This is a genomic window from Saccharothrix stipae (assembly GCF_054781895.1).
Window position 1 is genome coordinate 91,994 of sequence record NZ_BAAGTN010000027.1, and the last position, 21,749, is coordinate 113,742.

Annotated in this window: 20 protein-coding genes; 9 read left to right on the plus strand and 11 right to left on the minus strand. The window is 71.6% G+C overall.

The window, feature by feature from the left end:
* Positions 1–12: 12 nt before the first annotated feature.
* Complete coding sequence (locus tag ACYVLT_RS37880; RefSeq protein WP_461124976.1) at positions 13–2,940, minus strand: AfsR/SARP family transcriptional regulator; 2,928 nt, start codon at positions 2,938–2,940, stop codon at positions 13–15.
* 116 nt (positions 2,941–3,056) lie between these two features.
* On the opposite strand from ACYVLT_RS37880, the gene ACYVLT_RS37885 reads away from it, so the two are divergent.
* A complete protein-coding gene (locus ACYVLT_RS37885; protein ID WP_461124977.1) occupies positions 3,057–3,698 on the plus strand; it encodes a response regulator in 642 nt (213 codons plus the stop codon).
* Positions 3,699–3,738: 40 nt separating this feature from the next.
* On the opposite strand, the gene ACYVLT_RS37890 is transcribed toward ACYVLT_RS37885, so the two are convergent.
* From ACYVLT_RS37890 to ACYVLT_RS37900, 3 genes are all read right to left on the minus strand, one after another.
* The gene (locus tag ACYVLT_RS37890; protein WP_461124978.1) at positions 3,739–4,623 is read right to left on the minus strand and encodes a DUF4253 domain-containing protein; all 885 of its coding nucleotides are present in this window, start codon (positions 4,621–4,623) and stop codon (positions 3,739–3,741) included.
* Between the two features lie 140 nt (positions 4,624–4,763).
* On the minus strand, positions 4,764–7,367 hold the full coding sequence (locus tag ACYVLT_RS37895) for an ATP-binding protein (protein WP_461124979.1): 2,604 nt from the start codon (positions 7,365–7,367) through the stop codon (positions 4,764–4,766).
* 210 nt (positions 7,368–7,577) lie between these two features.
* Entirely contained in the window at positions 7,578–8,069 is a 492-nt protein-coding gene (locus ACYVLT_RS37900) for a DUF5662 family protein (protein ID WP_461124980.1), read from the minus strand.
* Between the two features lie 224 nt (positions 8,070–8,293).
* On the opposite strand from ACYVLT_RS37900, the gene ACYVLT_RS37905 reads away from it, so the two are divergent.
* Positions 8,294–9,163 (plus strand): AraC family transcriptional regulator, encoded by an 870-nt coding sequence (locus ACYVLT_RS37905; protein ID WP_461124981.1) that lies wholly within the window; start codon positions 8,294–8,296, stop codon positions 9,161–9,163.
* An 82-nt stretch (positions 9,164–9,245) separates the two neighbouring features.
* Here the strand turns inward: ACYVLT_RS37905 and ACYVLT_RS37910 are convergent, their stop codons facing one another.
* Positions 9,246–9,836: a VOC family protein gene (locus tag ACYVLT_RS37910; RefSeq protein WP_461124982.1), complete on the minus strand. Its 591-nt coding sequence runs from the start codon at positions 9,834–9,836 to the stop codon at positions 9,246–9,248.
* 220 nt (positions 9,837–10,056) lie between these two features.
* Between ACYVLT_RS37910 and ACYVLT_RS37915 the strand changes: the two genes are divergently transcribed.
* Positions 10,057–10,623 (plus strand): hypothetical protein, encoded by a 567-nt coding sequence (locus tag ACYVLT_RS37915; RefSeq protein ID WP_461124983.1) that lies wholly within the window; start codon positions 10,057–10,059, stop codon positions 10,621–10,623.
* Positions 10,624–10,689: 66 nt separating this feature from the next.
* Positions 10,690–11,355, plus strand: coding sequence for a phosphotransferase family protein (locus ACYVLT_RS37920; protein WP_461124984.1), 666 nt, complete (start codon positions 10,690–10,692; stop codon positions 11,353–11,355).
* A 61-nt stretch (positions 11,356–11,416) separates the two neighbouring features.
* Here ACYVLT_RS37920 and ACYVLT_RS37925 read toward each other — a convergent pair whose 3' ends face one another.
* Genes ACYVLT_RS37925 through ACYVLT_RS37935 form a run of 3 tightly spaced genes read right to left on the minus strand, consistent with a single transcriptional unit; the run spans position 11,417 to position 12,424 of the window.
* Positions 11,417–11,743, minus strand: a complete 327-nt coding sequence (locus tag ACYVLT_RS37925; protein WP_461124985.1) for a DUF1048 domain-containing protein — start codon at positions 11,741–11,743, stop codon at positions 11,417–11,419.
* Between the two features lies 1 nt (position 11,744).
* Positions 11,745–12,101 (minus strand): DUF1048 domain-containing protein, encoded by a 357-nt coding sequence (locus ACYVLT_RS37930; protein WP_461124986.1) that lies wholly within the window; start codon positions 12,099–12,101, stop codon positions 11,745–11,747.
* Positions 12,098–12,424 carry a PadR family transcriptional regulator gene (locus tag ACYVLT_RS37935; RefSeq protein WP_461124987.1) on the minus strand — a complete coding sequence of 109 codons (327 nt, stop codon included), beginning with the start codon at positions 12,422–12,424 and terminating at the stop codon, positions 12,098–12,100. The genes ACYVLT_RS37930 and ACYVLT_RS37935 overlap by 4 nt, the downstream gene beginning before the upstream one ends.
* 220 nt (positions 12,425–12,644) lie before the next feature.
* On the opposite strand from ACYVLT_RS37935, the gene ACYVLT_RS37940 reads away from it, so the two are divergent.
* The 3 genes from ACYVLT_RS37940 to ACYVLT_RS37950 are packed head-to-tail and all read left to right on the plus strand — an operon-like array spanning position 12,645 to position 15,435.
* Complete coding sequence (locus tag ACYVLT_RS37940; RefSeq protein WP_461124988.1) at positions 12,645–13,895, plus strand: serine hydrolase domain-containing protein; 1,251 nt, start codon at positions 12,645–12,647, stop codon at positions 13,893–13,895.
* A complete protein-coding gene (locus ACYVLT_RS37945) occupies positions 13,892–14,662 on the plus strand; it encodes an ABC transporter ATP-binding protein (RefSeq protein WP_461124989.1) in 771 nt (256 codons plus the stop codon). Before ACYVLT_RS37940 ends, ACYVLT_RS37945 begins: the two co-directional genes overlap by 4 nt.
* Before the next feature lie 11 nt (positions 14,663–14,673).
* Complete coding sequence (locus ACYVLT_RS37950) at positions 14,674–15,435, plus strand: ABC transporter permease (RefSeq protein WP_461124990.1); 762 nt, start codon at positions 14,674–14,676, stop codon at positions 15,433–15,435.
* Positions 15,436–15,469: 34 nt separating this feature from the next.
* Here the strand turns inward: ACYVLT_RS37950 and ACYVLT_RS37955 are convergent, their stop codons facing one another.
* Entirely contained in the window at positions 15,470–17,452 is a 1,983-nt protein-coding gene (locus tag ACYVLT_RS37955) for an amino acid transporter (RefSeq protein ID WP_461124991.1), read from the minus strand.
* Between the two features lie 66 nt (positions 17,453–17,518).
* On the opposite strand from ACYVLT_RS37955, the gene ACYVLT_RS37960 reads away from it, so the two are divergent.
* Positions 17,519–18,208: a GNAT family N-acetyltransferase gene (locus tag ACYVLT_RS37960; RefSeq protein WP_461124992.1), complete on the plus strand. Its 690-nt coding sequence runs from the start codon at positions 17,519–17,521 to the stop codon at positions 18,206–18,208.
* Positions 18,209–18,242: 34 nt separating this feature from the next.
* Here the strand turns inward: ACYVLT_RS37960 and ACYVLT_RS37965 are convergent, their stop codons facing one another.
* Positions 18,243–18,602: a GntR family transcriptional regulator gene (locus ACYVLT_RS37965; RefSeq protein WP_360463118.1), complete on the minus strand. Its 360-nt coding sequence runs from the start codon at positions 18,600–18,602 to the stop codon at positions 18,243–18,245.
* Positions 18,603–18,609: 7 nt separating this feature from the next.
* Positions 18,610–21,204: an MFS transporter gene (locus tag ACYVLT_RS37970; protein WP_461124993.1), complete on the minus strand. Its 2,595-nt coding sequence runs from the start codon at positions 21,202–21,204 to the stop codon at positions 18,610–18,612.
* A 206-nt stretch (positions 21,205–21,410) separates the two neighbouring features.
* On the opposite strand from ACYVLT_RS37970, the gene ACYVLT_RS37975 reads away from it, so the two are divergent.
* Positions 21,411–21,746 (plus strand): winged helix-turn-helix transcriptional regulator, encoded by a 336-nt coding sequence (locus ACYVLT_RS37975; protein ID WP_461124994.1) that lies wholly within the window; start codon positions 21,411–21,413, stop codon positions 21,744–21,746.
* Positions 21,747–21,749 lie beyond the last annotated feature (3 nt).

Below are 21,749 nucleotides of genomic sequence, written 5' to 3' on the forward strand. Positions count from 1 at the left end.
GGCGGTGAGGTCTCACTCGGTCGCCTGGGCGGCGCGTGCCCGGGCGTTCTCGCCCAGGCGGTCGAGGATGCCGGCCTCCGCGGAGTGGTTGCCGATCCGCCGGACGAGGTCCAGCGCCTCGTGGTAGTACTGGTCGGCCTGCTCGTGCCGCCCCGCTCGCGCGTGCAGGGTGCCGATCTCCCGCAGTGCCTCGCTCTGCCAGCGCCGGTCGCCGTTGCGCTGGAAGAAGGTCAGTGCCTGGTCGAGGTACCCCGCGGCCCGCCGCTCGTCGCCGAGTCGCGTGTGGACGCTGCCGAGGTTGGCCAGCGCGACCGCTTCGCCCTCGCGGTTGCCGATCTCCCGGTACAGCTCCAACGCGCGTTCGAGGTAGGTCTTCGCCAGGTCGGGAAAGCCGGTGCCGGCGTACATGTCGCCGATGTTCAGCCGGGCGCGGGCTTCGATGTTCCGGTTGCCGACGTCGTGGGCGAGCCGCAGCGCCTGGTGCAGGTACCGGCTCGACGCCTCGTCGTCCCCGAGCAGCGAGTGGCCGTTGCCCAGGGTCATGAGCACCTGCATCTCGCCGGTGGGGTCGTCGGTACCCGCGCAGATGGTCAGCGCGCGTTCGCAGTGGTCGATCGCCTCGTCGTGCCGTCCCAGCTGGAACACGGTGGTGGCCAGGTCGTTGAGGACGGTCACGGTGAGCAGCGGGTGCGCGGCGTGGTCGAAGAGTCCGAGGGCGCGTTCGAACTGCTGCGCCGCGTAAGGGAGGTTGCCCAGGTACCACTGGGTGCGGCCGAGGTTGCGGGTGGCGCCCGCCTCGGCGACCGGGTCGGCCGTCGCGCGTGCGGTGGCGACGGCGTGGGTGTGCAGCGCCTCGGCTTCCCGGTGCCGTCCCTGTTGTTCGAGGTACCGCCAGAGGATCAGGGACAGGTCGCAGGTGTGGGTCGGCCAGCCTTCCTGGGTCGCGGCCGAGAGCAGGTTCGGGGTCTCCCGGTCGAGCCAGGCGCGGGCCGCCGCGACGTCGTGCCCGAACGGCGGGTGAGCGGTGCCGGGACGCTCGACGCGTGGTCTGCGGTCCCGGTCGTGCGGGTCGAGCAGGTTCACGGCCGCCGCGGCGGCGTGGCGGAAGTGGTCGAAGAGGCCGGTGAGCGCCTCGTGCCGCGCGGCCGCGGGTTCCTCGTCCTCGGCGCACGCGCGGGCGTGTGCGCGGAGCAGGTCGTGGAACGTGTAGCGACCGGGGCCGGACTGCTGGAGCAGGTACTCGTCGGCGAGCTGCTCCAGCACGGCGTCGGCGACGTCGACGTCGAGACCCGCCAGCGCGGCGGCCGCGTGCGCGTCGATCTCGACACCCGGGTGCAGCCCGAGCAGCCGGAACACGCGTCGCTGGTCCGGGGTCAGCGCCCGGTACGACAGCGTGAACGCGGTCGTCACCCCGTGGTCGGCGGCCGCCGCGAGCGCGGCGAGCCTGCGCTTCTCCCTGGTCATCCGCTCGGTGAGGGACCGGATGGTCCACTGGGGACGACGTTGGAGGTGGGCCGAGACGATGCGGATCGCGAGCGGCAGGTGCCCGCACAGCCCGACCAGGTCCGCGGCGGCCTCGGGTTCGTCGTCGACCCGCGCCGCGCCGACGATGGCCACGACCAGGGCCACCGCTTCCTGCTCCGGCAGCACGCCCAGCTCCACCGGGATGGTCCCGTCGAGGTTGGTCAACCTGCGGCGGCTGGTGACGAGCACCAGGCAGCCGGGACTGCCGGGGATCAGCGGCGCGACCTGCTTGACGTCGGCGGCGTTGTCGAGGACCAGCAGCAGCCGCCTGCCCGCGACCTCGGTCCGCCACATCGCGACCCGCTCGTCCACGGAGGACGGTATCCGGTCGCGGGGCACGCCCAGCGTGCTCAGCAGCACCGCCAGGGCGTCCTCGGGGCTGGTCGGGACCCGGTCGGGGGTGAAGCCGTGCAGGTCGACGAAGAGCTGGCCGTCGGGGAACCGGTCGGCGAGCGCGTGCGCGGCGTGCACCGCCAGCGCGGTCTTGCCCACGCCGGCCATGCCCTCGACCGTCGAGATCACCACCGTCCGCGCCGCCGCGCCCAGGGCGACCAGCCGTTCGAGCTCGGCGGGTCGGCCGGTGAAGTCCGGCACGTCGTACGGCAGCGTCCTGGGCACGGTCCGCGTGGGCGGCGCCTCGGTGGCGGGGAGCCCTGGTGCCGGGCGCGGTGCGGCCGGCACCGGGTCGTCCCGCAGGATGGCGGCCTCCAGGTCACGCAGCTCGGCGGGCGGGTCGAGGCCGAGTTCGTCGGCGAGGTGCCGCTTGGCTCGTCGGTAGCAGGTCAACGCGTCGGCGGAGCGGCCTGCTCCGTGCAGGGCGCGCATCAGCTGGCCGACGATCCGCGTCCGCCCGGGGTGTTCGCCGACGATGTCGGTGAGCTCGCTGACGACCTCCCCGTGTCGGCCCAGGGCCAGGTCGAGCTCCAGCCGTTCCTCCAGCGCGAGGAGCCGCCGCTCGTCCAGCCCGGTCGCCGTGTCGCGCACCAGCCTGCCGCGCAGGCCGGCCAGCACGGGCCCGCGCCACAGGCCCAGGGCCGTGCGCAGCACCGCGCTCGCCTGGTCCAGCTCACCCCGTTCGGCCCTGGCCCGGGCCGTGCGCACGCCGTCCTCGAACCGGTCCACGTCCACCACGTGCCCGTCGGTGTCGAGCCGGTAGCCGGCGTCCTCGGTGACCACGACCCGGCCCGGTGCGTCACCGAGCGCCTTGCGCAGCGCCCACACGCTGTTGCGCACCTGGTCCCGGGCCGACGGCGGGGGTTCGGTGTCCCACACCGCGTCCACCAGCCGTTCCAGCGGAACCACCCGGCCGCGGTGCAGCAGCAGGACGCCCAGCAGCGTGCGCTGCCGCAGGCCGCCCACGCGCACCGTCGTCCCGCCGTCGACGACCTCGAGCGGTCCGAGCAGACGAAACTCCATCAACTCCCCTTCAGCCGCCGAGCACAGGATAGTGGCGGTTCATGATCAACCGATATCCGTTGGAGAGGTCGACCGGACAGGCTCACCACCAGGGCGTGTGACGGTGGGGGGGACCTGTGACGACGGCGGTAATCGTCGACGACCACGCGGCGGTCGTCGCGGGCGTCGGGCAGTGGTGCGCGCAGGCGGATCCACCGATCGAGCTGCTCGACACCGGTGGCCGCCTCGCCGGGGCGTGGACCGGCCCGGGTGCGGCGGCCGACGTCGTGATCCTCGACGTCGAGCTGCCCCGCAGCCAGGGCGCCACCGCGTTGCGGCGGCTGGTCGAGGCCGGCAGGCGGGTTGTGGTGTACGCCCAGCACCCGGATCGGGGAGCCGCGGTGCGGTGCCTGGCCCTCGGTGCGCACGGGTGCGTGCCGAAGTACGAGGGCGCCGACCGCCTCGTGCCCGCGATCCGCGCGGCCGCCGCGGGCCGGACCTACCTGAGCCCCGCGATGAGCGGTGCGGTCCTGGCTGACTCCGCCGCCCGACCGAAGCTCACACCCCGTGAGTTGCAGGTGCTTCGCGCCTGGTTCGCCGCACCGTCCAAGCAGCTCGTCGCCGAGGAGCTCTACCTCAGCGTGAAGACCGTGGACACCTACATCCAGCGGGTCCGGACGAAGTACGCCAACACCGGCCGCCACGCGCCCACCAAGAGCGACCTGGTGACCAGGGTGCTCGACGACGGCTTCATGTCCATCGAGGAACTCACCGCTTGAGGGGCACCGAAGGCGGTGGAGCCGGTCGGGCCGGCGGCCGTCAGTCCCACCAGAACGTCCACGAGTGGTCGTCGACGAGGCGGTCGGCGTAGGCGGCCAGCGTGCAGGGGGCTTGGCCCTGCCAGATGTTGTCCGGGCAGAACGCGAAGTGCTCGGCGGCGACGGCCAGTGCGGCCTCGCGCGTGGTGGGCGGGGTGGCGACGCTCAGCACGAGCGTGGCGGGCCCGACGCCGACGACCCGTGCGCCGAACCTGTCCTCCCAGCCGCGCAGCACGGCCGAGATCTCGGCGGTGTCACCGGTGTAGTTCGTCGTGCCCGTCCAGCCGGCCCTGGTCACCGCGTCCGCGGCGCGGTCGGTCGCCACCAGGCCGAGGCGGAGCGACGGGTGGCCCTCCAGGAGGTGCCCGGCGAGGCCGTCGGCGATCCGGTCCGGGTCCCCGACCGGCGCCGGGGTGGTTGCCAGACCTGGCCAGGTGGTGCCGAACGGGGCGGTGACGGCGGGGCGTTCGGCGGCGGTCAGCGTGTCGTCGGGGTCGTCGGAGTCGTCGGCGGTGTCGTCGGGGTCCTCGGCGGTGTAGTCGGCCCACCACCTCGCGAGCAGCACGGCCGGGTCGTGCCCGTCGGGTTCGGACATCACGTCGGGCAGCACCTCACCGTTGCCCCACGGGCGGTACTCGGGGTCCTCGTCGTCCGCCGCGTCCAGCAGCAACGGCCACAGCCCGGACCGGGTGTGCCCGGCGCGCAGCCGCGCCCACAGACCCTCGGGCGCCGGCCCGTCGCCGAGCCAGAACGCGGGGCGTCCGGAACCGTTCTGCGGGGTGACCGGGCGACCGGGTGGCAGCGGGACGGACAGCGACCGGCCGGCGTCGGCGCCATCGGCGAACAGCGCCCGGAGCTCGGCGGGCAGCGGCGGTTCGGAGATCACGACGCGGATCGTAGTGCGGGAGCGGGAACGACGCGGCAAGCGGAACGAGGGATCCCGAACCCACTTCTGCCGTGCACGAGCAGGACGCGGTGTCGGTGTTCCCCGCCGATGCACGTGGCGGCGGGCGTGCCCGATGACCGTCAGCCGTCCCGCAGCTTGGCGCGCAGGTCGTCGGCGGCGGGATCACCCAACGCCTCGAAGACCTCCAGCGCCTGCCGCCACGCCTCGCGCGCCGCCCGCACGTCGCCGGCGGTCCGGTGGATGTCACCCAACTGGGTCAGCGTCTTGGCCCGGTGCGAGTCGTTGCCGGATTCCCGCCACAGCTCCAGCGCCCGGCGGTGGTGGGCGACGGCCTCGTCGTGCAGGCCCAGACCGGCCTTGGCGAAGCCCATGCTGTTCAGGGTGTCGGCCTCACCCTGCCGGTCGCCCAGGGCGTGGAGCAGTTCCAGCGCCCGACCGCACTGCTCCAGGGCGTGGTCGTAGTGGCCCAGGCGCGCCTCGAACCAGCCGATGGCGCTGAGCGTCCTCGCCTCCACGGTGCGGTTGCCGGTCCGCCGGTAGAGCTCCAGTGCCTCGTGTGCCCGGTCGATCGCCTCGGCGGGCATCCCGAAGCGGTCCAGCACGACGGCCGTCGAGTAGCGCGCGAAGGCCTCGCCCTCCACGTCGCCGATCTCGTGGAACGCGGTCGCGGCCCGCGCCGGCTCGGCCGGCGAGTCGTCGCGCCGGCCCAGGCCCGAGTAGGCGTTGCCGAGCAGGCGGTGCGTCACCGCCCGCGCGGCCACGTCGTCGAGCCGCCGGGTCGCGGCCATCGCGGTGCCCAGGCACGCGACCAGGTCGTGCCAGTGGCCGTACCAGTACAGGAACGACGTGAACGTCCACGGCAGCTGCCAGGCGTGCACGTCCAGGCCGGTGGTCGCGGCCCGGTCGACCGCCGCCGGCACGCAGGCGTACTCGGCGGTGAACCACGCCGCCGCCTGCCGCCGTGACGCGACCGGGCGCACCACCACGCCCGGCGCCGGCGGGGCGAGCACGACGGGGTGGCGGAAGGGTTCGATCGCCAGGGACGCGGCGAACCCCGTGTGCAGGTAGTGGTCCAGCACCCGGCGGACGGCGGCGTCCCGGTCGACGGGATCCTCCTGGGCCAGTTCCGCCGCGTACGCGCGCAGCAGGTCGTGGCACCGGAACCGGCCGGGCGTGTGCTCCTCCAGCAGGTGCGCCCGGGTCAGCTCGCCCGCCGCCCGCCGCGTGGGGGACACGTCGGCGCCGATCAGCGACGCCGCGGCGTGCAGGCTGGTGTCCGGCCCCGGCGACACGCCCAGCAGCCGGAACAGTCGCGCGGCCGGTGCGGGGAGCGTGCGGTAGGACCAGGAGAACACCGCGCGCAGACTGGTCCGCGGGTCACCGGCGTCCAGCACGTCCAGCCGGTCCTGCTCGTCGCCCAGCTCGTCCGCCAGGTCGCGCAGCGGCACGTGCGGTGCCGCGCCCGCCCGCGCCGCCGTCACGGCCAGCGCCAGCGGCAGCCGCGCGCACCGGTCGACCAGCTCCCGGACCGCCTCCGGCTCGGCCGCCACGCGCTGCCCGCCCAGCCGCCGCGCGAGCAGCGCCGCCGCCTCCGGCTCGTCGGGCACCGCCAGCGGCACCGCGTGGGCGCCTTCCTCCGTCACCAGGCTGGTGAGCCGGTCCCGGCTGGTGACCACCACCCGACTGGGCGAACCCCCACCGGGTAACAGCGGCCGCACTTGCTCGGCGTCCGCCGCGTTGTCCAGCACGATCAGCATCCGCCGCGTCGCCACCCGGCTGCGGTACAGCGCCGCCTGGGCGTGCAGGTCGACCGGGATCGAGTCCGGCGGCACGCCCAGGGCGTCGAGGAACCCGCGCACCGCCTCGGCGTGCAGCAGCGGCGTCGAGATCGGGTCGACCCCGCGCAGGTTCACGTAGAGCTGCCCGTCGGGGAAGCGCCCGGCGTTGCGGTGCGCCCAGTGCAGGGCCAGAGCGGTCTTGCCCACGCCCGCCATGCCGTCGATCACCGCCGTCGGCGTGTCGTCCAGCAGCACGTCGAGCGAGTCCAGCTCCCGGTGCCGCCCGCTGAACCGCGGAGTGTGCGCGGGCAGTTGGCGCGGCACCGCACCGTCGACCGGCTCACCCGGCTCACCCGGTTCACCCGGTTCACTTGGCACTCCTGGCACGCGGACCCACGCCGTGCCGGTGGTCTCCTTGACCGTGAACCGGACCCGGCGGAACGCGGCCGGCTCGCTGGCCGGGCTGTGCCGCACGACCTCGTCGTGGAACCAGTCCGAGACGACCAGCACGAGCGGTGCGGCCGACCCGGCCAGCGCGGCCCTCACCGGCGGGGCGTCGAGCAACCGGAACGTGTGGTTCACCGCGACCCCGGCCACCCCGTGGTCGTCGAACTGGACCTCGCCCGCGTGCACCGCCACCCGCAACCGCATCCGCCCCGCCGCACCGCGCCCGGCGTTGTGCCCGTGCACCCCGGCGAGCAGCGCGTCCGGCAGCACTTCGGTGAACAGGGCCTTCGCGACGTCCGGCGGGGCCAGCACGAGCACCCCGTCACCCCGGTCCTCGTGGTGACACGCCTCCCACGGGATGCCGCAGGCCCGGAACGCGGAGACCAGGGTCGAGTACAGCCCGTCACGCACCGCGACCCGGTCGCGGTTGGAGCGGCCCTGATCGCTGAAGCCGGCGACGTCGACAGCCAGCACGGTGCGGTGGACGGCAGGCTTCACACCCTCGCTATCGGCCCGAGCCGGCACCGCGTTGCCCTCCGCCAGGACACCGTTCAGCCGCGTGCCGGTCACGGAGCGGTCAGGCCGGGAACGCGGCCGAAGTCGGCCGGCGGGATCGGCACGAGCGCCGGTGCGGAGGATGGGCCGTGCGTTGGCCCGCGGGTCCACTGTGGACGATTGGTCCGGTGGCCGATCGGTGGCTCTGTCGTGTCAGGGTGCTGTGTCGTGGTCCGGTTCGGCGGTCAGCCATCCGAGGTGGCGGGCGGTGTTGGTCAGGATGTCCATCAGTTGTGGCGAGATGTCGAACCGGTCGCGGTTGATCGTCAGGCTGGCCGCGAGGTCGCCCTGCGGGGCGCGTTCGGTGGCCGCCTTCCAGTCCGCCAACATCTCGAGCACGTCGACCAGGGTCATGCCGTTGATCCCGTCGGCGAAGTGCTCGGGGTGGTGGCGGTTGTGCGCGTAGTGGTGTCGTAGGCCCTCACCCATCGTTTCGACCACGGACAGGTACTCGTCACTGCCGTAGGCCGCCGCACGCAGCCGTGGCACGACCTCGTCGTAGACGGCCCGCTCCGGCTCGCGGGTCTTGCTCAGGTCGTGCCGGACCGACCGGTCGAGCAACTCCTTGATCGGCTGGCCCATCAGCTCGGCGACCCGCAGGCTGTGCCACAGCGTGTCCGGCGTGGAGTCGTACGGCATGCCCATGTGCTCCCCTTCGACACGACCAACATAGCGTTTTCCGCACTTCTCACGGCAGCCGTGCCAGTCGGCCGGATGCGCACCAATCGGCAGGAGCGGAAGCGCCGCGGCAGTCTTCGCGGCACGAGCGCCGCGGCTGCGGCTCGGTCCGGGAGATGATCGGATCGGTTCGCTGCGGTCGGGCGCGGTCGGGGTGGCGTCGGACAGGGTTGGTGGTGGGAGGAGGCCTCGTGATCTCGGCACTGAACCGGCTCGTCGATCTCGTCGAGGAGCGCTTGGGTGAGGAGTCCGACGTCGACGGGTTGGCCAGGGAGGTCGGCACGACCGGGTACCACCTGCGCCGGATGTTCTCGTCGTTGGCGGGCATGCCGCTGTCGGAGTACGTGCGCCGGCGTCGCATGACCGTCGCCGCGGCGGACGTCGTCCGGGGCGAGGACGACCTGCTGAGCATCGCCGTCCGGCACGGGTACGGCTCGACCGAGGCGTTCGGACGCGCGTTCCGGGCGGTCCACGGAGCCAACCCCGGCGACGTCCGCCGCGACGGAGGCCCCCTTCGCACACAACCGCAGCTCAGGTTCCGCCTGACCGTCGAAGGGACGAACCCCGTGGACACCCGCATCACCGACCGCCCCGCGTTCCGGCTCGTCGGGCACGCCACCCGCGTGCCCCTCATCCACCGCGGCGTCAACCCGCACATCCAGCAGCACATCACCGCCCTGCCGCAGGAGGAGCACCTCCGGCTCAAGGCCCTCGGCGACACCGAGCCGGCGGGTCTGCTCCAGGTCTGCGACGACCTCGACCCCGACGCCACCGAGGGCAGTGAGCTGACCTACCTGCACGGCGTCGCGGTCTCCCCCGACACGCCGGTCCCCGACGACCTCGACGCCATCGAGGTGCCGGCCGGCAGGTGGGCGGTCTTCCGCAGTGCCGGTCCGTACCCGCAGGCGCTGCAGACGACCTGGGCCGCGACCGCGACCGAGTGGTTCCCCTCCAACCCCTGGCGCCTGCGACCGGGCCCGTCGATCGTCACGGTCCTCGACCGCGCGGACGACTTCAGCACCGCGACCTGCGAGCTGTGGCTACCAGTGGAACCGGCGTGACAAATGCTTCCGAGATCGTCAACGCGGCACGCGTGCTCCGGTACGACGGAATGCGCCCGAGGAGCGAGGGCACCGCCGTCGGTTAGTCGCGGCCCACCCAGGTGGCCACGTCGACCTCGTTGCCCTCGGCGTCGGCCAGTGTCCACCACTCGGGAGCGTGCCGGTCGTTCACGAGACGCCCGCCGGCGGCGATCGCCGCCGCCACCCGCGCCTCGGCCTGGTCGTGCGGCACGGAGATGTCGACGTGGATCCGGTTGCGCTGCGGGCGCGGCGCATCCATCCGCTGGAACCACAGCGACGGCCCCCGGCGATGCGGATCGAGCAGGTCCTCGTCACCGACCTGCTCGTACCCGAGCACGGCGCGCCAGAACGGCATCACCTCGCCGGGGACGAGCGCGTCGATGGAGACCTGGACGGTCTGCACGGCGCCCGGGTCGGCAGGCAGGCCCGACTCGCGTGCCGCGGCCGAGATCCGTCGGGCCAGGTCGACGTCATCCCGGTGCTGGGCGCCGAAACCCACCGGTGGCAGGCACACCGTCACACCTGACGGCCGCAGGTCGACGTCCGGCTGACGGCCCGCAGCACCGGCCAGCTTGCCGATCTCCTCCACCAGGGCGACGCCCGCGGTGAACGACTCGGTGCGGAAGTGGGCGCACGCCCCGGAGAACAGCACCCGCCAATCCTCAACGCCCTCGGACTCGTGAAACCGCCGCGGTGAGATCCGTTCGCTCATCCACCCGATCTAACCGGATCGGGTGGATGAGCGGCGAAAACTGCGGCTCCACCGCCCGAAACATCCACGCAGAGTGTCACGACACTTCACCTTTTCGGCGCGTGGGCACGGGGTTACAGTGGCGATTCATTTGCCGTTCCGGGTTCACGGAGGCGCTTCAGTGGTTACCGGTGAAATCAGGGATTCGTTATCGCGCCTGCGGCGATCCGTCGCGAGCGTCCTCGTCGCGGCGACGGCCGCGGCCGGACTGGTGGCCACCGCGCCCACGGCCCAGGCCGCGGACACCGAGTTGCTGTCGTGCGTGGGCAGCGGCGCCAACACCTTCCAGCCCGGTGTGACCGCACAGATCAGGCCCGTCACCATCACCTCCCGCGCGGACTACGGCCCGTGCGTGTCCAGCGGGTCGCCGGCGATCACCTCGGGCGGGTACGAGATCGTCGTGACGGGGCTGATCTCCTGCCTGGCCGGGAGCGTCTCCATCATGGTGACCATCACCTGGAACACCGGAGAGACCACCACCGTGGCCGCGGCAGGGGTGGTGGTGCTGCGGCCGGCCAACGAGACCGTGGTCGTCTACCAGGGCAGGGTGACCGCCGGCAGGTTCACCGGAGCCGCGGTCGTCATGACCGCGGCCGTGCTCAACACCACACCGCAGCGGTGCTTCACACCGGAAGGCGTCACGAGTTCCAGCGGGCCCGCAGGCATCGTCATCACGCAAGCGGCCTGACGCGGGGGATCCGCCGGAACCCCGATGCGGTGGCGTGCCCCGCCCCCGAACGGCCAGGATGCACCGATGCAACCGCTGTCGCACGGCTACACCAATCACACCGTCGGTGACGGAACCGTGGTCCACAAGACCTATGCGGGCCCGGACGCCCGGCAGCGGCGCGCGCGGGAGCGGCTGATCCTCGGCCGACTTCGGGGACGGGTTCCGGTGCCGCCGATCCACGGCGCCGAGGACCACGGCCTGAGGCTGGGGTTCGTCGCCGGCGCACACGGTCAAGACCTCATCGACGCGGGCCACGCCGATGCCGTGTTGAGCGCGTGCGGGGCCACGCTCCGCCGGATCCACACCCTCGACCTGAACGCCGGCGCCCGGGCCGAGCGGGGAAAGGTGCTCGTCCACGGCGACTACGGCCCGAACAACGTGCTGCTCGACCCGGCCACCTTCCAGGTCACCGCGGTCCTGGACTGGGAGTTCGCCCACCTCGGCGAAGCCGTCGAAGACCTCGCGTGGTGCGAGTGGATCATCCGGATGCACCACCCCCACCACGTCGCGGGGCTGGAGCGCTTCTACGCCGGCTACGGCGGTCCGGCCCCGCCCTGGCCGGTGAGGAAGGCGGTCATGCTCGCCAGGTGCCGCGAGCTGGAGGACTTCACCCGACGTTGGGCTCCCGACGGGGACGGTGTTCGGCAATGGCGACAACGCATCGCCACGACCTCGGACTGGGAGGAGTAGACCACCGTCGACGAGCCGTCCGTCGATCAGCCGCACGACTGGTTCGGGTGATCTCCGGGTGTCACTTCCCGGCCGGGCCGGCGTCCCCTCTGACGGACTCCTGGTACAGGTCCGCGTAGGTGCGCGAGTCCTTGACCAGGTCGTCGCAGAAGGCGGCGACGTCGTCGCCGATCAGTTCCAGCACTCCCTTGCCGGCCGCGGCACCCTGCTCGAAGAAGTCGAGGATCCCGGAGAGCAGGGTGCCGTCGTGCAGATCGACCGGTCCGACCTTGATGAGGTACCGCTGGATCTCCTGGTAGACGATCCGGTAGTCCGGCCGGAGCGCCTTGACCCGCGCCATGTGCGCCCGCCACTGCTTCTTGCCCTCGATGATGTCCTGGATGCCCACGTCAGCCTCCCAGCCGGGCTAGTTTTCGCGCGACGTTGCTGTTCAACTGCTCGCGCCACCGGTCGCGGTAGGTCCGGGCCCCCGCCCCGCCGGCCAGCGCCGCGCAGAAGCCCTTGATGTCGTCACCCAGCACCTCGTGGATTCCCTGCCCATCGGCCGCCGTCTCTTCGAGCAGCCCCAGGACGCCGTCGAGGATCGGCATCAGGTTCCGACCGGTGAAACTCCCGTAAGGGAAGAGATGCCCCACGACCTCACCCCACGCCGCCCGGTAGTCGGCCGGCAGCGCCTCGGCCCGGGCTGCGAACGCCTTCCACTCCCTGGTGAGATCGCTACCCGTGATCGTCTCCCAGAAATTCATCTCCCACCCTCCTTGAGCTTGTCGATCCGCGATGTGACGTACTCCCACTTCGCCCAGAACGTCGCGAGTTGCGCACGCCCGGCTTCGTTGAGCGCGTAGAACTTCCGCGGCGGGCCCAGCCCGGACGGTCGTTTCGTCACCTGGACGAGCCCGTTGCGCTCCAGTCGCAGCAGGATCGTGTACACCGTCCCCTCGACGACCTCGGTGAAGCCGAGTTCGTTCAACCGGCGCGTGATGGCGTACCCGTAGGTCTCCTCGCTGCCGATGATTTCGAGCACACAGCCCTCAAGCGTGCCCTTCAGCATCTCCGTCAGGTCTTCCAACGTCGGCCCTCTTCAGTCCTCCGGTACTCCGTGACACCGAGTACCATTACAACGTATCACCGAGTAGTGGACGATGCCAGCGCTCCGGAGGTGCCGGTGACGTCGTGTCAGCGCCGTGACTGCCCGGTGTCAGGACGGTCGGTGAACGTGGACCCCGTCATCAGTTCACCGATCGCGGGACCACGAGAACCGTTCCGCGACAGCACCGGGGGTTTCGGGAATGACCAGGGACAGCAGGAGCGGCAGGTTCCGCTTGCCGCGCATAGTCCAGCTGACGGGGGCCGTGGCGCTGGCGGCCGCACTGTTGGCCGCGGTGACCACGGCCGGCGCCGCGCGAGAGGCCGCTGCCACGCCGGACCGGCCGGAGTTGCGGCAGGCCGTCCAGGCGTTCGTCGACGCCGGTTTCGCCGGGGTGCAGGTGCGCGTGCACGACCAGCGGGGCGCTTGGGTCGGCAGTGCCGGCGTGCGCGAACTGGGCAAGACGGCGAAGCCGCCGACGAACGGCCGGTTCCGGATCGGCAGCGCCACGAAGACCTTCACCGCGACCCTGCTGTTGCGGTTGGTGGCCGAGGGCAGGATCGGGTTGGACGCCCCGGTGGCCGACCACCTGCCGCGGTTCGGGTTGGACCGGCGGATCACCGCGCGGATGTTGTTGCAGCACACCAGCGGGGTGTTCAACTTCACCGGCGAGTACTTCCCCGACGGGACGGTCGTGCCGGGAATTCCCTGGCAGGGCAAGGAGTGGGTGGACCTGCGGTTCCACACCTACCAGCCGGACGAGCTGGTGCGCCTGGCGTTGGCCAAGCCGGCGCGGTTCGAGCCGGGGACGGGCTGGAACTACTCCAACACCAACTACGTGCTGGCCAGGTTGCTCGTCGAGCAGGTGACCGGCCGTTCCTACGCCGAGGAGATGCGGCGGATGATCCTGCGGCCGCTCGGGCTGCGCGGCACCGTGGTGCCGGGCGCCTCGACGGAGATCCCCGGGCCGCACGCCCACGGCTACCACCGGTACGAGGACGGCGGCCAGTGGAAGACGGTCGACGTCACCCGGCAGAACCCGACCTGGATCTCCAGCGCCGGCGACATGATCTCGACCACCGAGGACCTGCACACGTTCTTCTCCGCGCTGCAAGGCGGCAAGCTCCTGCCCGCACCGCTGCTGGCCGAGATGCGCACGCCGCACCCTCAGAGCGAGGGCCTCTTCGGCCGCTACGGCCTCGGGCTGTACGTGCAGGACACGGGCCCGGACTGCGCCGGCACCCTGCTCAACCACAACGGCAGCGTCAACGGCTACGGGGCGCTCATGTACAGCACGCCCGACGGCAGCAAGACCCTGACCGCCTCGCTGACCACCGGGGACGCCGCGACCAACCCGGCGAACGAGTTCCCCACGGCACTGCGGCGACTGCTCGACGTGGTGTTCTGTGGCGAGCACGCCCAAGAAGAAGAAACCGGAGAGACCCGATCATGACGACCCGAGCCACCGCAGGACCCGCGATTCGCGTGCAGGGTCTGGAAAAATCGTACAAGGCGCTGAAGGTGTTGCGCGGCGTGGACTTCGAGGTGGCGCGCGGCAGCATCTTCGCCCTGCTCGGCTCGAACGGCGCGGGCAAGACCACGGCCGTGAAGATCCTGTCCACGTTGCTCAAGGCCGACGCCGGGACGGTCGGCGTCAACGGCTTCGACGTCGCCACGCAGGCCGCGGACGTGCGGGAGTCCATCAGCCTCACCGGGCAGTTCGCCGCCGTGGACGAGATCCTCACCGGGCGCGAGAACCTCGTGCTGGTCGCCCGGCTGCGGCACCGCGAGAACCCCGGCCGGATCGCGGACGACCTGCTCGCCCGGTTCTCGCTGACCGACGCGGGCGCGCGCCGGGTGTCGACGTACTCGGGTGGCATGCGCCGCCGCCTCGACATCGCGATGAGCCTGGTCGGGAACCCGCCGATCATCTTCCTGGACGAACCGACGACCGGCCTCGACCCGCAGGGGCGCATCGAGGTGTGGCAGGCGGTCAGGGAACTCGCCGCCCAGGGCACGACGGTGCTGCTGACGACGCAGTACCTGGACGAAGCCGAACAACTCGCCGACCGGATCGCGATCCTGCACGAGGGTCGGATCATCGTGAACGGCACCCTCGCCGAGCTCAAGCAGCTGCTCCCGCCCGCCGAGGTCGAGTACGTCGAGAAGCAGCCGACACTGGAGGACGTCTTCCTCGCGCTCGTCGGCGACCGGAAGTAGGGGACGACACCATGGCCAAGCACTTCCTCGGCGACACGGGTGTCCTGCTGGGACGCTCCCTGCGCCACATCACCCGCAGCCCGGACACCATCATCACCACCGCGATCATGCCGATCGCCATGATGCTGATGTTCGTCTACGTCTTCGGCGGTGCGATCGACACCGGCTCGGACTCGTACGTGCAGTACATGCTGCCCGGCATCCTGCTCATCACGGTCGCCTCGGGCATCTCCTACACCGCGTTCCGGCTCTTCCTCGACCTGAAGGGCGGCATCTTCGAGCGGTTCCAGTCCATGCCGATCGCGCGGTCGTCCGTGCTGTGGGCGCACGTGGTGACCTCACTGGTCGCCAACCTGATCTCGCTCGTGGTCGTGCTGCTCGTCGCGCTGCTGATGGGGTTCCGCACGAGCGCGGGGGTGGCCGGGTGGCTCGCGGTCGCGGGCATCCTGTTCCTGTTCACCCTGGCGTTGACGTGGCTCGCCGTCATCCCCGGCCTCACCGCGAAGTCCGTGGACGGCGCGAGCGCGTTCTCCTACCCGCTGATCTTCCTGCCGTTCCTCAGCTCGGCGTTCGTGCCCACCCGCACCATGCCCGGTCCGGTGCGCGCCTTCGCCGAGCACCAGCCGGTGACCTCCATCGTCAACACCATCCGCGCCCTGTTCACCCGGCAGCCGATCGGCACGGACATCTGGATCGCCCTCGCCTGGTGCGTCGGCCTCCTCGTCGCCGCCTACGTCCTCGCCACGATCACCTACCGCCGCAGGATCTCCTAGCCGCGTCCCGGCCGCGGGTCTCGACCGGGCGGGGTCAGCCTCCGACGTGGATGCCGGGACGTCGACCCGGGTCGGGCTCGTTGGTGCGGATGATCTCGCGGACCACCGGGGCCGTGTCGCCGCGGCCCAGGAGGAGGTAGCGGAACAGGTGCCCCAGCGGGTTGCCCTCGCTCCACGCGAAGTGGCAGTGCGGCAGGACGCCGGTGGTGTCGCGCAAGGTCAGCAGGATCGCGGCGATCGCGTTGGGCGCCGCGGGGCTCTCGGCGCGCAGGATCCGGTGGCCGTCGACCTCGACGCCGCGGACCTTGAGCACGTCGCTGAAGGCCGACGGGTCCACCACGTCGATCTCCAGGAACAGCACGTCGGCCCGGCCGGGCACCGGGTTCGCGCCCCGCTGCTCGGCCTCCTTCTCCGCGTACTCCGCCGCGTCACCCGCCTGGCGGCGGTTGGCGATGAGGGTGAGGGCGCCGTCGTGGGCGATGGAGTCGGCGATGAACCGACGGGCCTCGTCGTCGAACTCGATGTGGTCGGCGCGCAGCTCGGTGGTGCGGGTGACGCGGGAGACCAGGGAGACGGCGATGATGCCGATGATGAAGAAGGCCGAGATCGTGATGCCGTCGGGCTTCTCGATCACGTTCTCCACCAGCGCGTACAGCATGATCAGCGTCAGCAGGGTGAAGGCGGTCGCCGCGCCGCGCTGCCGCCGGCGCACGGCGGAGATCGTCACCGCGACCGAGGCCGACACCATCATGGCCAGGATGCCGGTGGCGTAGGCGCCCGCCTGGGCGTTGACGTCGGCGCGGAAGACGATCGTGATCAGGATGCAGACCGCGGTGTAGACCAGCACGACCGGCCGCACGGCGCGGGCCCACTCCGGCGCCATGCCGTAGGACGGCAGGTAGCGCGGCACGATGTTGATCAGACCGGCCATCGCGGACGCGCCCGCGAACCACAGGATCAGGATGCTGCTGATGTCGTAGGCGGTGCCGACCCACTCGCCGAGCAGCTCGTGGGCGAGGTAGGCCAGGGCGCGGCCGTTGGCCTCACCGCCGGGCTGGAACTGCTCCACCGGCACCAGGACCGTGGTCACGAAGCTGGTCGCGACCAGGTAGACCGACATGATCAGCGCGGCGGCCGTGAGCAACTTGCGCGTGTTGCGGATCCGGCTTTCCAGCCGCTCGGCCTCCGTGCGACCGTCGGCCGCCACCAGAGGCATCATGCTCACGCCCGTCTCGAACCCGGACAGGCCCAGCACCAGCAAGGGGAACGCCAGGACCGCCGGACCGACGACACCGGCCAGTCCTCCCCCGCCGGAGGTCAACGCGTCCAGCCACCGGTCCGGCACCACCGGTCCGGACAGCACCTCCAGCACCCCGGCCACCACGACCACCGCGTTGAGCAGCAGGAACACCGCGACCAGCGGGATGGCCACGCCGACCGCCTCGCTGAACCCGAGCAGGAACACCCCGCCCAGCACGAGCAGCAGCACGACCGTGACCAGGACCTCCTGGCCGTGCAGGAAGTCGGGCGCCCGCGGGTTCTCCAGCGCGTGCACCGACGCGTCGGCGGCCGACAGCGTGATCGTGATGATCCACGACGTGGCCACGAACCCCAGGAGCACCAGCACGAACAACTTGCCCCGCCAGAACGGCAGCAGGTCCTCCAACATCGCCACCGAACCCTGGCCGTGCGGGCTCTCCCCGGCCACCCGGCGGTACATCGGCAGCATCCCGAACAGCGTCAGCGCCACGATCAGCAACGTCGCCAACGGCGAGATCGCACCGGCCGCCAACGCCGCGATACCGGGCAAGTAGGACAGTGTGGAGAAGTAGTCCACCCCGGTCAGGCACATGACCTTCCACCACGCCGTCGGCTTGGCGTGCTGCTCGGCGCCCGCGGGCCCCACCGGCTGCACCCGGTGCTCCAACAACCACCGCCCCAACCGCGACGACGGGGCAGCCGGGCGAACCGGGCTGTCCACCCGTGCCGGAACCGCGGACTGCGGCGTGTCGGTCATGCCAGTTCTCCCGTTGACGATCAGGTGTCCGGTTCGGGCGAGGGGTCCGCCCCCTCACACCGGGGAGTGAACCTCGCGAACCGGTCCTCCGGCGGCGAAAACGTGGCCGTCAGGCGTAAGGATTTCGCTAAGACGCCCACAGTGGAGGGTGCCCGGGCGGGCCTCTTCAAGGCGTGGTCGGCCGCCAGGGCGGTCCCCCGGTCGGCGACGGCGCCGGAATTGTCAGAGGCCGCTGATACGTTCCCCGGCAGGTTCAGACGGAGCAGGATGAAGGGGGCACCGGTGGTAGAGGTGGCGTTGCGGGCGATCGAGGATGCCGATCTCGACGCGCTGTTCGAGCAGATGCGTGACCCGGAGTCGGTGCGGATGGCCGCCTTCACCGCCAAGGATCCCGACGACCGCGAGGCGTTCGACGTCCACATGGCGAAGATCAGGGCCTCGCCCGGCACCACGCTGCGTGCGGTGACCCTCGATGGGCGGTTCGTCGGCAGCATCTCCAGCTTCGTCATGGAGGGTGACACCGAGATCACCTACTGGATCGACCGTTCGGTCTGGGGCCAGGGGGTCGCCGGCCGTGCCCTGGAGCTGTTCCTCGACACGGTCCGGGACCGGCCTCTGCACGCCCGTGCCGCCAGTGACAACGTCGGATCGCTCAGAGTCCTGCGGAAGGCGGGTTTCACGGTCATCGGCACCGAGGTGTCCTACGCATCCGCCCGGGACGCCGAGATCGAGGAGACCGTCCTGCGTCTTGACTAGCGGTTGCCGTGCGCGGTGTGCGGACGTGACCTGTTCAGGGGTGTTGCAGGGCGTCGCGGACCAGGGCGAGGGTCTGGTCGGCGGTCAGGCCCAGGTGGCGGCAGGCGGAGGTGAAGTCGCGGGCGAGTTGGTCCGTGCGGGCCCGCAGTGAGTTGCCGGCGTCCGTGACGACGGCTCCGCGGCCTCGGCGCAGCTCGACCAACCCCTCGTCACGGAGTTGTTGGTAACCGCGCAGGATCGTGTGCAGGCCGACGGAGAGGGCCGCGGCGGCTTCGCGAGCGGGGGGCAGGCGGTCGCCCGGCCGGACCGAGCCGTCGGCGATGCCCGCGCGCACCGACCGGGCGACCTGGTCGGCGAGCCCCACCGGGGAGGACGGGTCGACGGAGATCAGCATCGGCGGGTCAGTCTCCCGTGGTCGTGCCGCTGGTCCGGGCGCGGGCCAGGTGTCCGTTGACCAGTGCGACGGCCGCCTCGGGGTCCCGGAGGGCGGCGACGAAAGGCCGGTCGTCGGTCAGCCTGAGGACCATGACCGGCCCGCGTCCGGAGGCATAACCCCAGTACCGCTTGTTCTCCGCGAGGCCCCAGCCGGCGGTCGGGGCGCGCTCGGCGGTCTCGGCGTACCGCACCTGCCGGTAGGGCACCCGGCGTCGTGCGCGGCCGAGCAGGGGCAACGTCAGCGACACCCCGGCGCCGTCGATCTGGATCCTCGCCGTGGACTGCAGCACCGCGAACAGTCCCACCGCCAGCAGCACCACGGCGGTGAACGATTGCAGGGCCACCAATGCCACCGGCGCGCACACCAGGCACAGGACGCCGACCACCCGGGCCTTGGTGGACCACACCACTTCGCTCAGCAGTGCCCGTTCGGTCCGACCGAGCCGCCTGGCGGGCAGTCCGGCCGGCGGAGCGTCCGCGGTTTCCGGCGACGCCGGTCCGGACCCCGCCAGCAGCAGGCCCGCGGCGCCACCGACCAGCCCGACCGCCGCCGGCACCGCGTCGTACCACCTCGCCATGGGGTGCGGCGGGTAGCCGGGCACGTCGAGCACGGCCAGCACACCGCAGACCGCCTGGGTGGCCGCCATCGTGCCGACCGCCCAGCCACCGGCGACCACCATCCGTTGCAGCCGAGGCCACCGCCGAACCCGCCGGCACACCACCCCGAGCAACACCGCGTACAGCAGGCAGTACGACCAACCGGCGCTCCACGACGCCCAACTGGGCGCGAGGTGGGCGTACTCCGGTCCCACCCGTGACCAGCCGTAGACGTACGCGCGATCCGGCAGCCGGTCGCCGTAGACCACCACCAACAACCACGGCACACCGGCCGCCACCGTCAACGGAACCACCGCCAACAGCAACCGCCTCGACCAACCGCCGCCCACCTCGTCCCGGAAGCCCGCCACTACCCACCTCCTTGTTACTAAAGTAGCGTAACAAGTGCCACCACTGGGCCCGAGTCCGCGAGCTTCAGTGGGTTTCCGGGACGGGGAGTGGGGTGGGGGTGGTAGCGGGGTTGGTTCGGCGGAGGGTGAGCATGCCGATGATGGCGAAGGCGACGACGATGGTGGCGCCGATGGTGGCGACGGTGTGCAGGCCCGAGGAGAAGGCGTCGCGGGCGGTGGTGAGGAGGTCGTCGGCCAGTGGTGGGGGAGCGTGCTCGCGGCCTGGAGGGCGCCGGACATGCTGTCCGTTGCCAGGGTGGCGGTGTCGGCGGGCATCGGGGTGGGGACGGTGACCTGGTCGCGGTAGACGGCGGTGCCGATGCTGCCGAACACGGCGATTCCCATGGCGATGCCGAATTCGGCGCTGGTCTCCGACATCGCCGAGGCGGCGCCGGCCTTCTGCGGCGGCACCGAGCTCACCACCATCTCGGTGCACAGCACGCCTTGCGGGCCCATGCCGAAGCCGGCGATCGACATGCCCACCACGACGAACGCCACCCCGCCCGCACCGGTGGCCTGGGTGAACAGCACGATCCCGGCCGCGGCGACGAGCATGCCGAAACCGAGCACGAACTCCGGCCGGAACCGGCGCGCCAGCCGCGGCGCGATGAGCGATCCGACCACGACCGCACCGGCCTGGGGCACCAGCAGGAGGCCGGCTTCCACGGCGGTCAACCCGGCGACCATTTGCAGGTACTGGCTGACCAGCAGGAACACACCACCCATGGTGAGCGCGCCGACCAGCATGATGCTCACCGCCGCGCTGAACGCCCGCACCCGGAACAGCTTCAGGTCCAGCATCGGGTCGGCCAGGCCGCGTTGCCGGCGGACGAACGCCACGCCCACCGCCACGCCCACCGCGAGCACGACGACCTTGACCGAGGACACACCGTCCTTGGCGGTCTCCTTGAGCGCGTAGACGATCGGCAGGATCGCGCCCAGCGACAGTGCCACGCTCGCCAGGTCGAGCCGCCCGGCGGCGGTGTCGCGGTACTCCGGCAGCAGCTTCGGCGCGGTGGCCAGCAACAGCGCCATGACCGGCACGGCCATCAGGAACACCGAGCCCCACCAGAAGTGCTCCAGCAGCACTCCGCCGACCACCGGCCCGATCACCATGCCGCCCATGAAGCAGCTCATCCACACCGCGATCGCGGTCCCGCGCTGCCCGGGGTCCTGGAACATGTTGCTGATCAGCGCCAGCGTGGACGGCATCAGCGTGGCCCCGGCGACCCCGAGCACGGCCCGTGCCCCGATCAGCATCTCCGGACTGGTGGTGAACGCCGCCACCACCGACGCCGCACCGAACGCGGCACCGCCGACCATCAGCAGCTTCCGCCGCCCGATCCGGTCACCCAGGGTGCCCATCGTGACCAGGAAACCCGCGATCATGAAGCCGTAGACGTCGATGATCCACAGCAGTTGCGAGCTGCTCGGCCGCAGGTCGGCGGCCAGGTGCGGGACCGCCAGGTGCAGCACGCTCATGTCCAGCGACAACAGCAGCGTCGGCAACGCCAGCACCGCCAGCCCCCACCACTCGCGTCGTCCTGCCCTCATCGTCGTCTCCCGGGTCTCGACCGTCTCCTGTCACCCTTGCGTCGAACGGGGACGGCTCAGATCGACATCGCGGGACGGAAGAAGTCGAAGAAAGTCCCATCGGTCACTCGGGGGTGATGGGCGATGACAGGGAGTGCGGCTTGTGAGTTGGTGGATGCTGGTTGGTGTGGATCAGGAGTTGTCGACCGCGCAGGGGGTGGCGGCCGGTGAGTGACCACGACGTGTTCCTCGCCGACTGCCCGGCCCGCACGACGCTGGACCTGGTGGCGGACACGTGGTCGGTCGTCGTGGTGTACGGGTTGGGGCGCGGTCCGCGGCGCTACAGCGACCTGCGCGACCGGATCGGCGGGATCAGCAAGAAGATGCTCACCCAGACGCTGCGCAAGCTGGAGCGCAACAACCTCGTGGAGCGACGTGTCCTGGCCACCGCGCCCGCCGGCGTCGAGTACCGGTTGACGCGGCTCGGGGAGAGCCTGCTCGGGCCGGTGTCGGTGCTCGCCAGGTGGGCGGAGGAGCACGCGGACGACCTCGGCGACAGGTGACAG

What these genes read in the sequence shown, in the direction of transcription:
- ACYVLT_RS37880 (WP_461124976.1), bottom strand. Translation starts at nt 2,940, where the DNA reads ATGGAGTTTCGTCTGCTCGGACCGCTCGAGGTCGTCGACGGCGGGACG.
- ACYVLT_RS37900 (WP_461124980.1), bottom strand. Translation starts at nt 8,069, where the DNA reads ATGGGCATGCCGTACGACTCCACGCCGGACACGCTGTGGCACAGCCTG.
- ACYVLT_RS37920 (WP_461124984.1), top strand. Translation starts at nt 10,690, where the DNA reads ATGCAACCGCTGTCGCACGGCTACACCAATCACACCGTCGGTGACGGA.
- ACYVLT_RS37930 (WP_461124986.1), bottom strand. Translation starts at nt 12,101, where the DNA reads ATGAATTTCTGGGAGACGATCACGGGTAGCGATCTCACCAGGGAGTGG.
- ACYVLT_RS37940 (WP_461124988.1), top strand. Translation starts at nt 12,645, where the DNA reads ATGACCAGGGACAGCAGGAGCGGCAGGTTCCGCTTGCCGCGCATAGTC.
- ACYVLT_RS37945 (WP_461124989.1), top strand. Translation starts at nt 13,892, where the DNA reads ATGACGACCCGAGCCACCGCAGGACCCGCGATTCGCGTGCAGGGTCTG.
- ACYVLT_RS37950 (WP_461124990.1), top strand. Translation starts at nt 14,674, where the DNA reads ATGGCCAAGCACTTCCTCGGCGACACGGGTGTCCTGCTGGGACGCTCC.
- ACYVLT_RS37955 (WP_461124991.1), bottom strand. Translation starts at nt 17,452, where the DNA reads ATGACCGACACGCCGCAGTCCGCGGTTCCGGCACGGGTGGACAGCCCG.
- ACYVLT_RS37965 (WP_360463118.1), bottom strand. Translation starts at nt 18,602, where the DNA reads ATGCTGATCTCCGTCGACCCGTCCTCCCCGGTGGGGCTCGCCGACCAG.
- ACYVLT_RS37970 (WP_461124993.1), bottom strand. Translation starts at nt 21,204, where the DNA reads ATGAGGGCAGGACGACGCGAGTGGTGGGGGCTGGCGGTGCTGGCGTTG.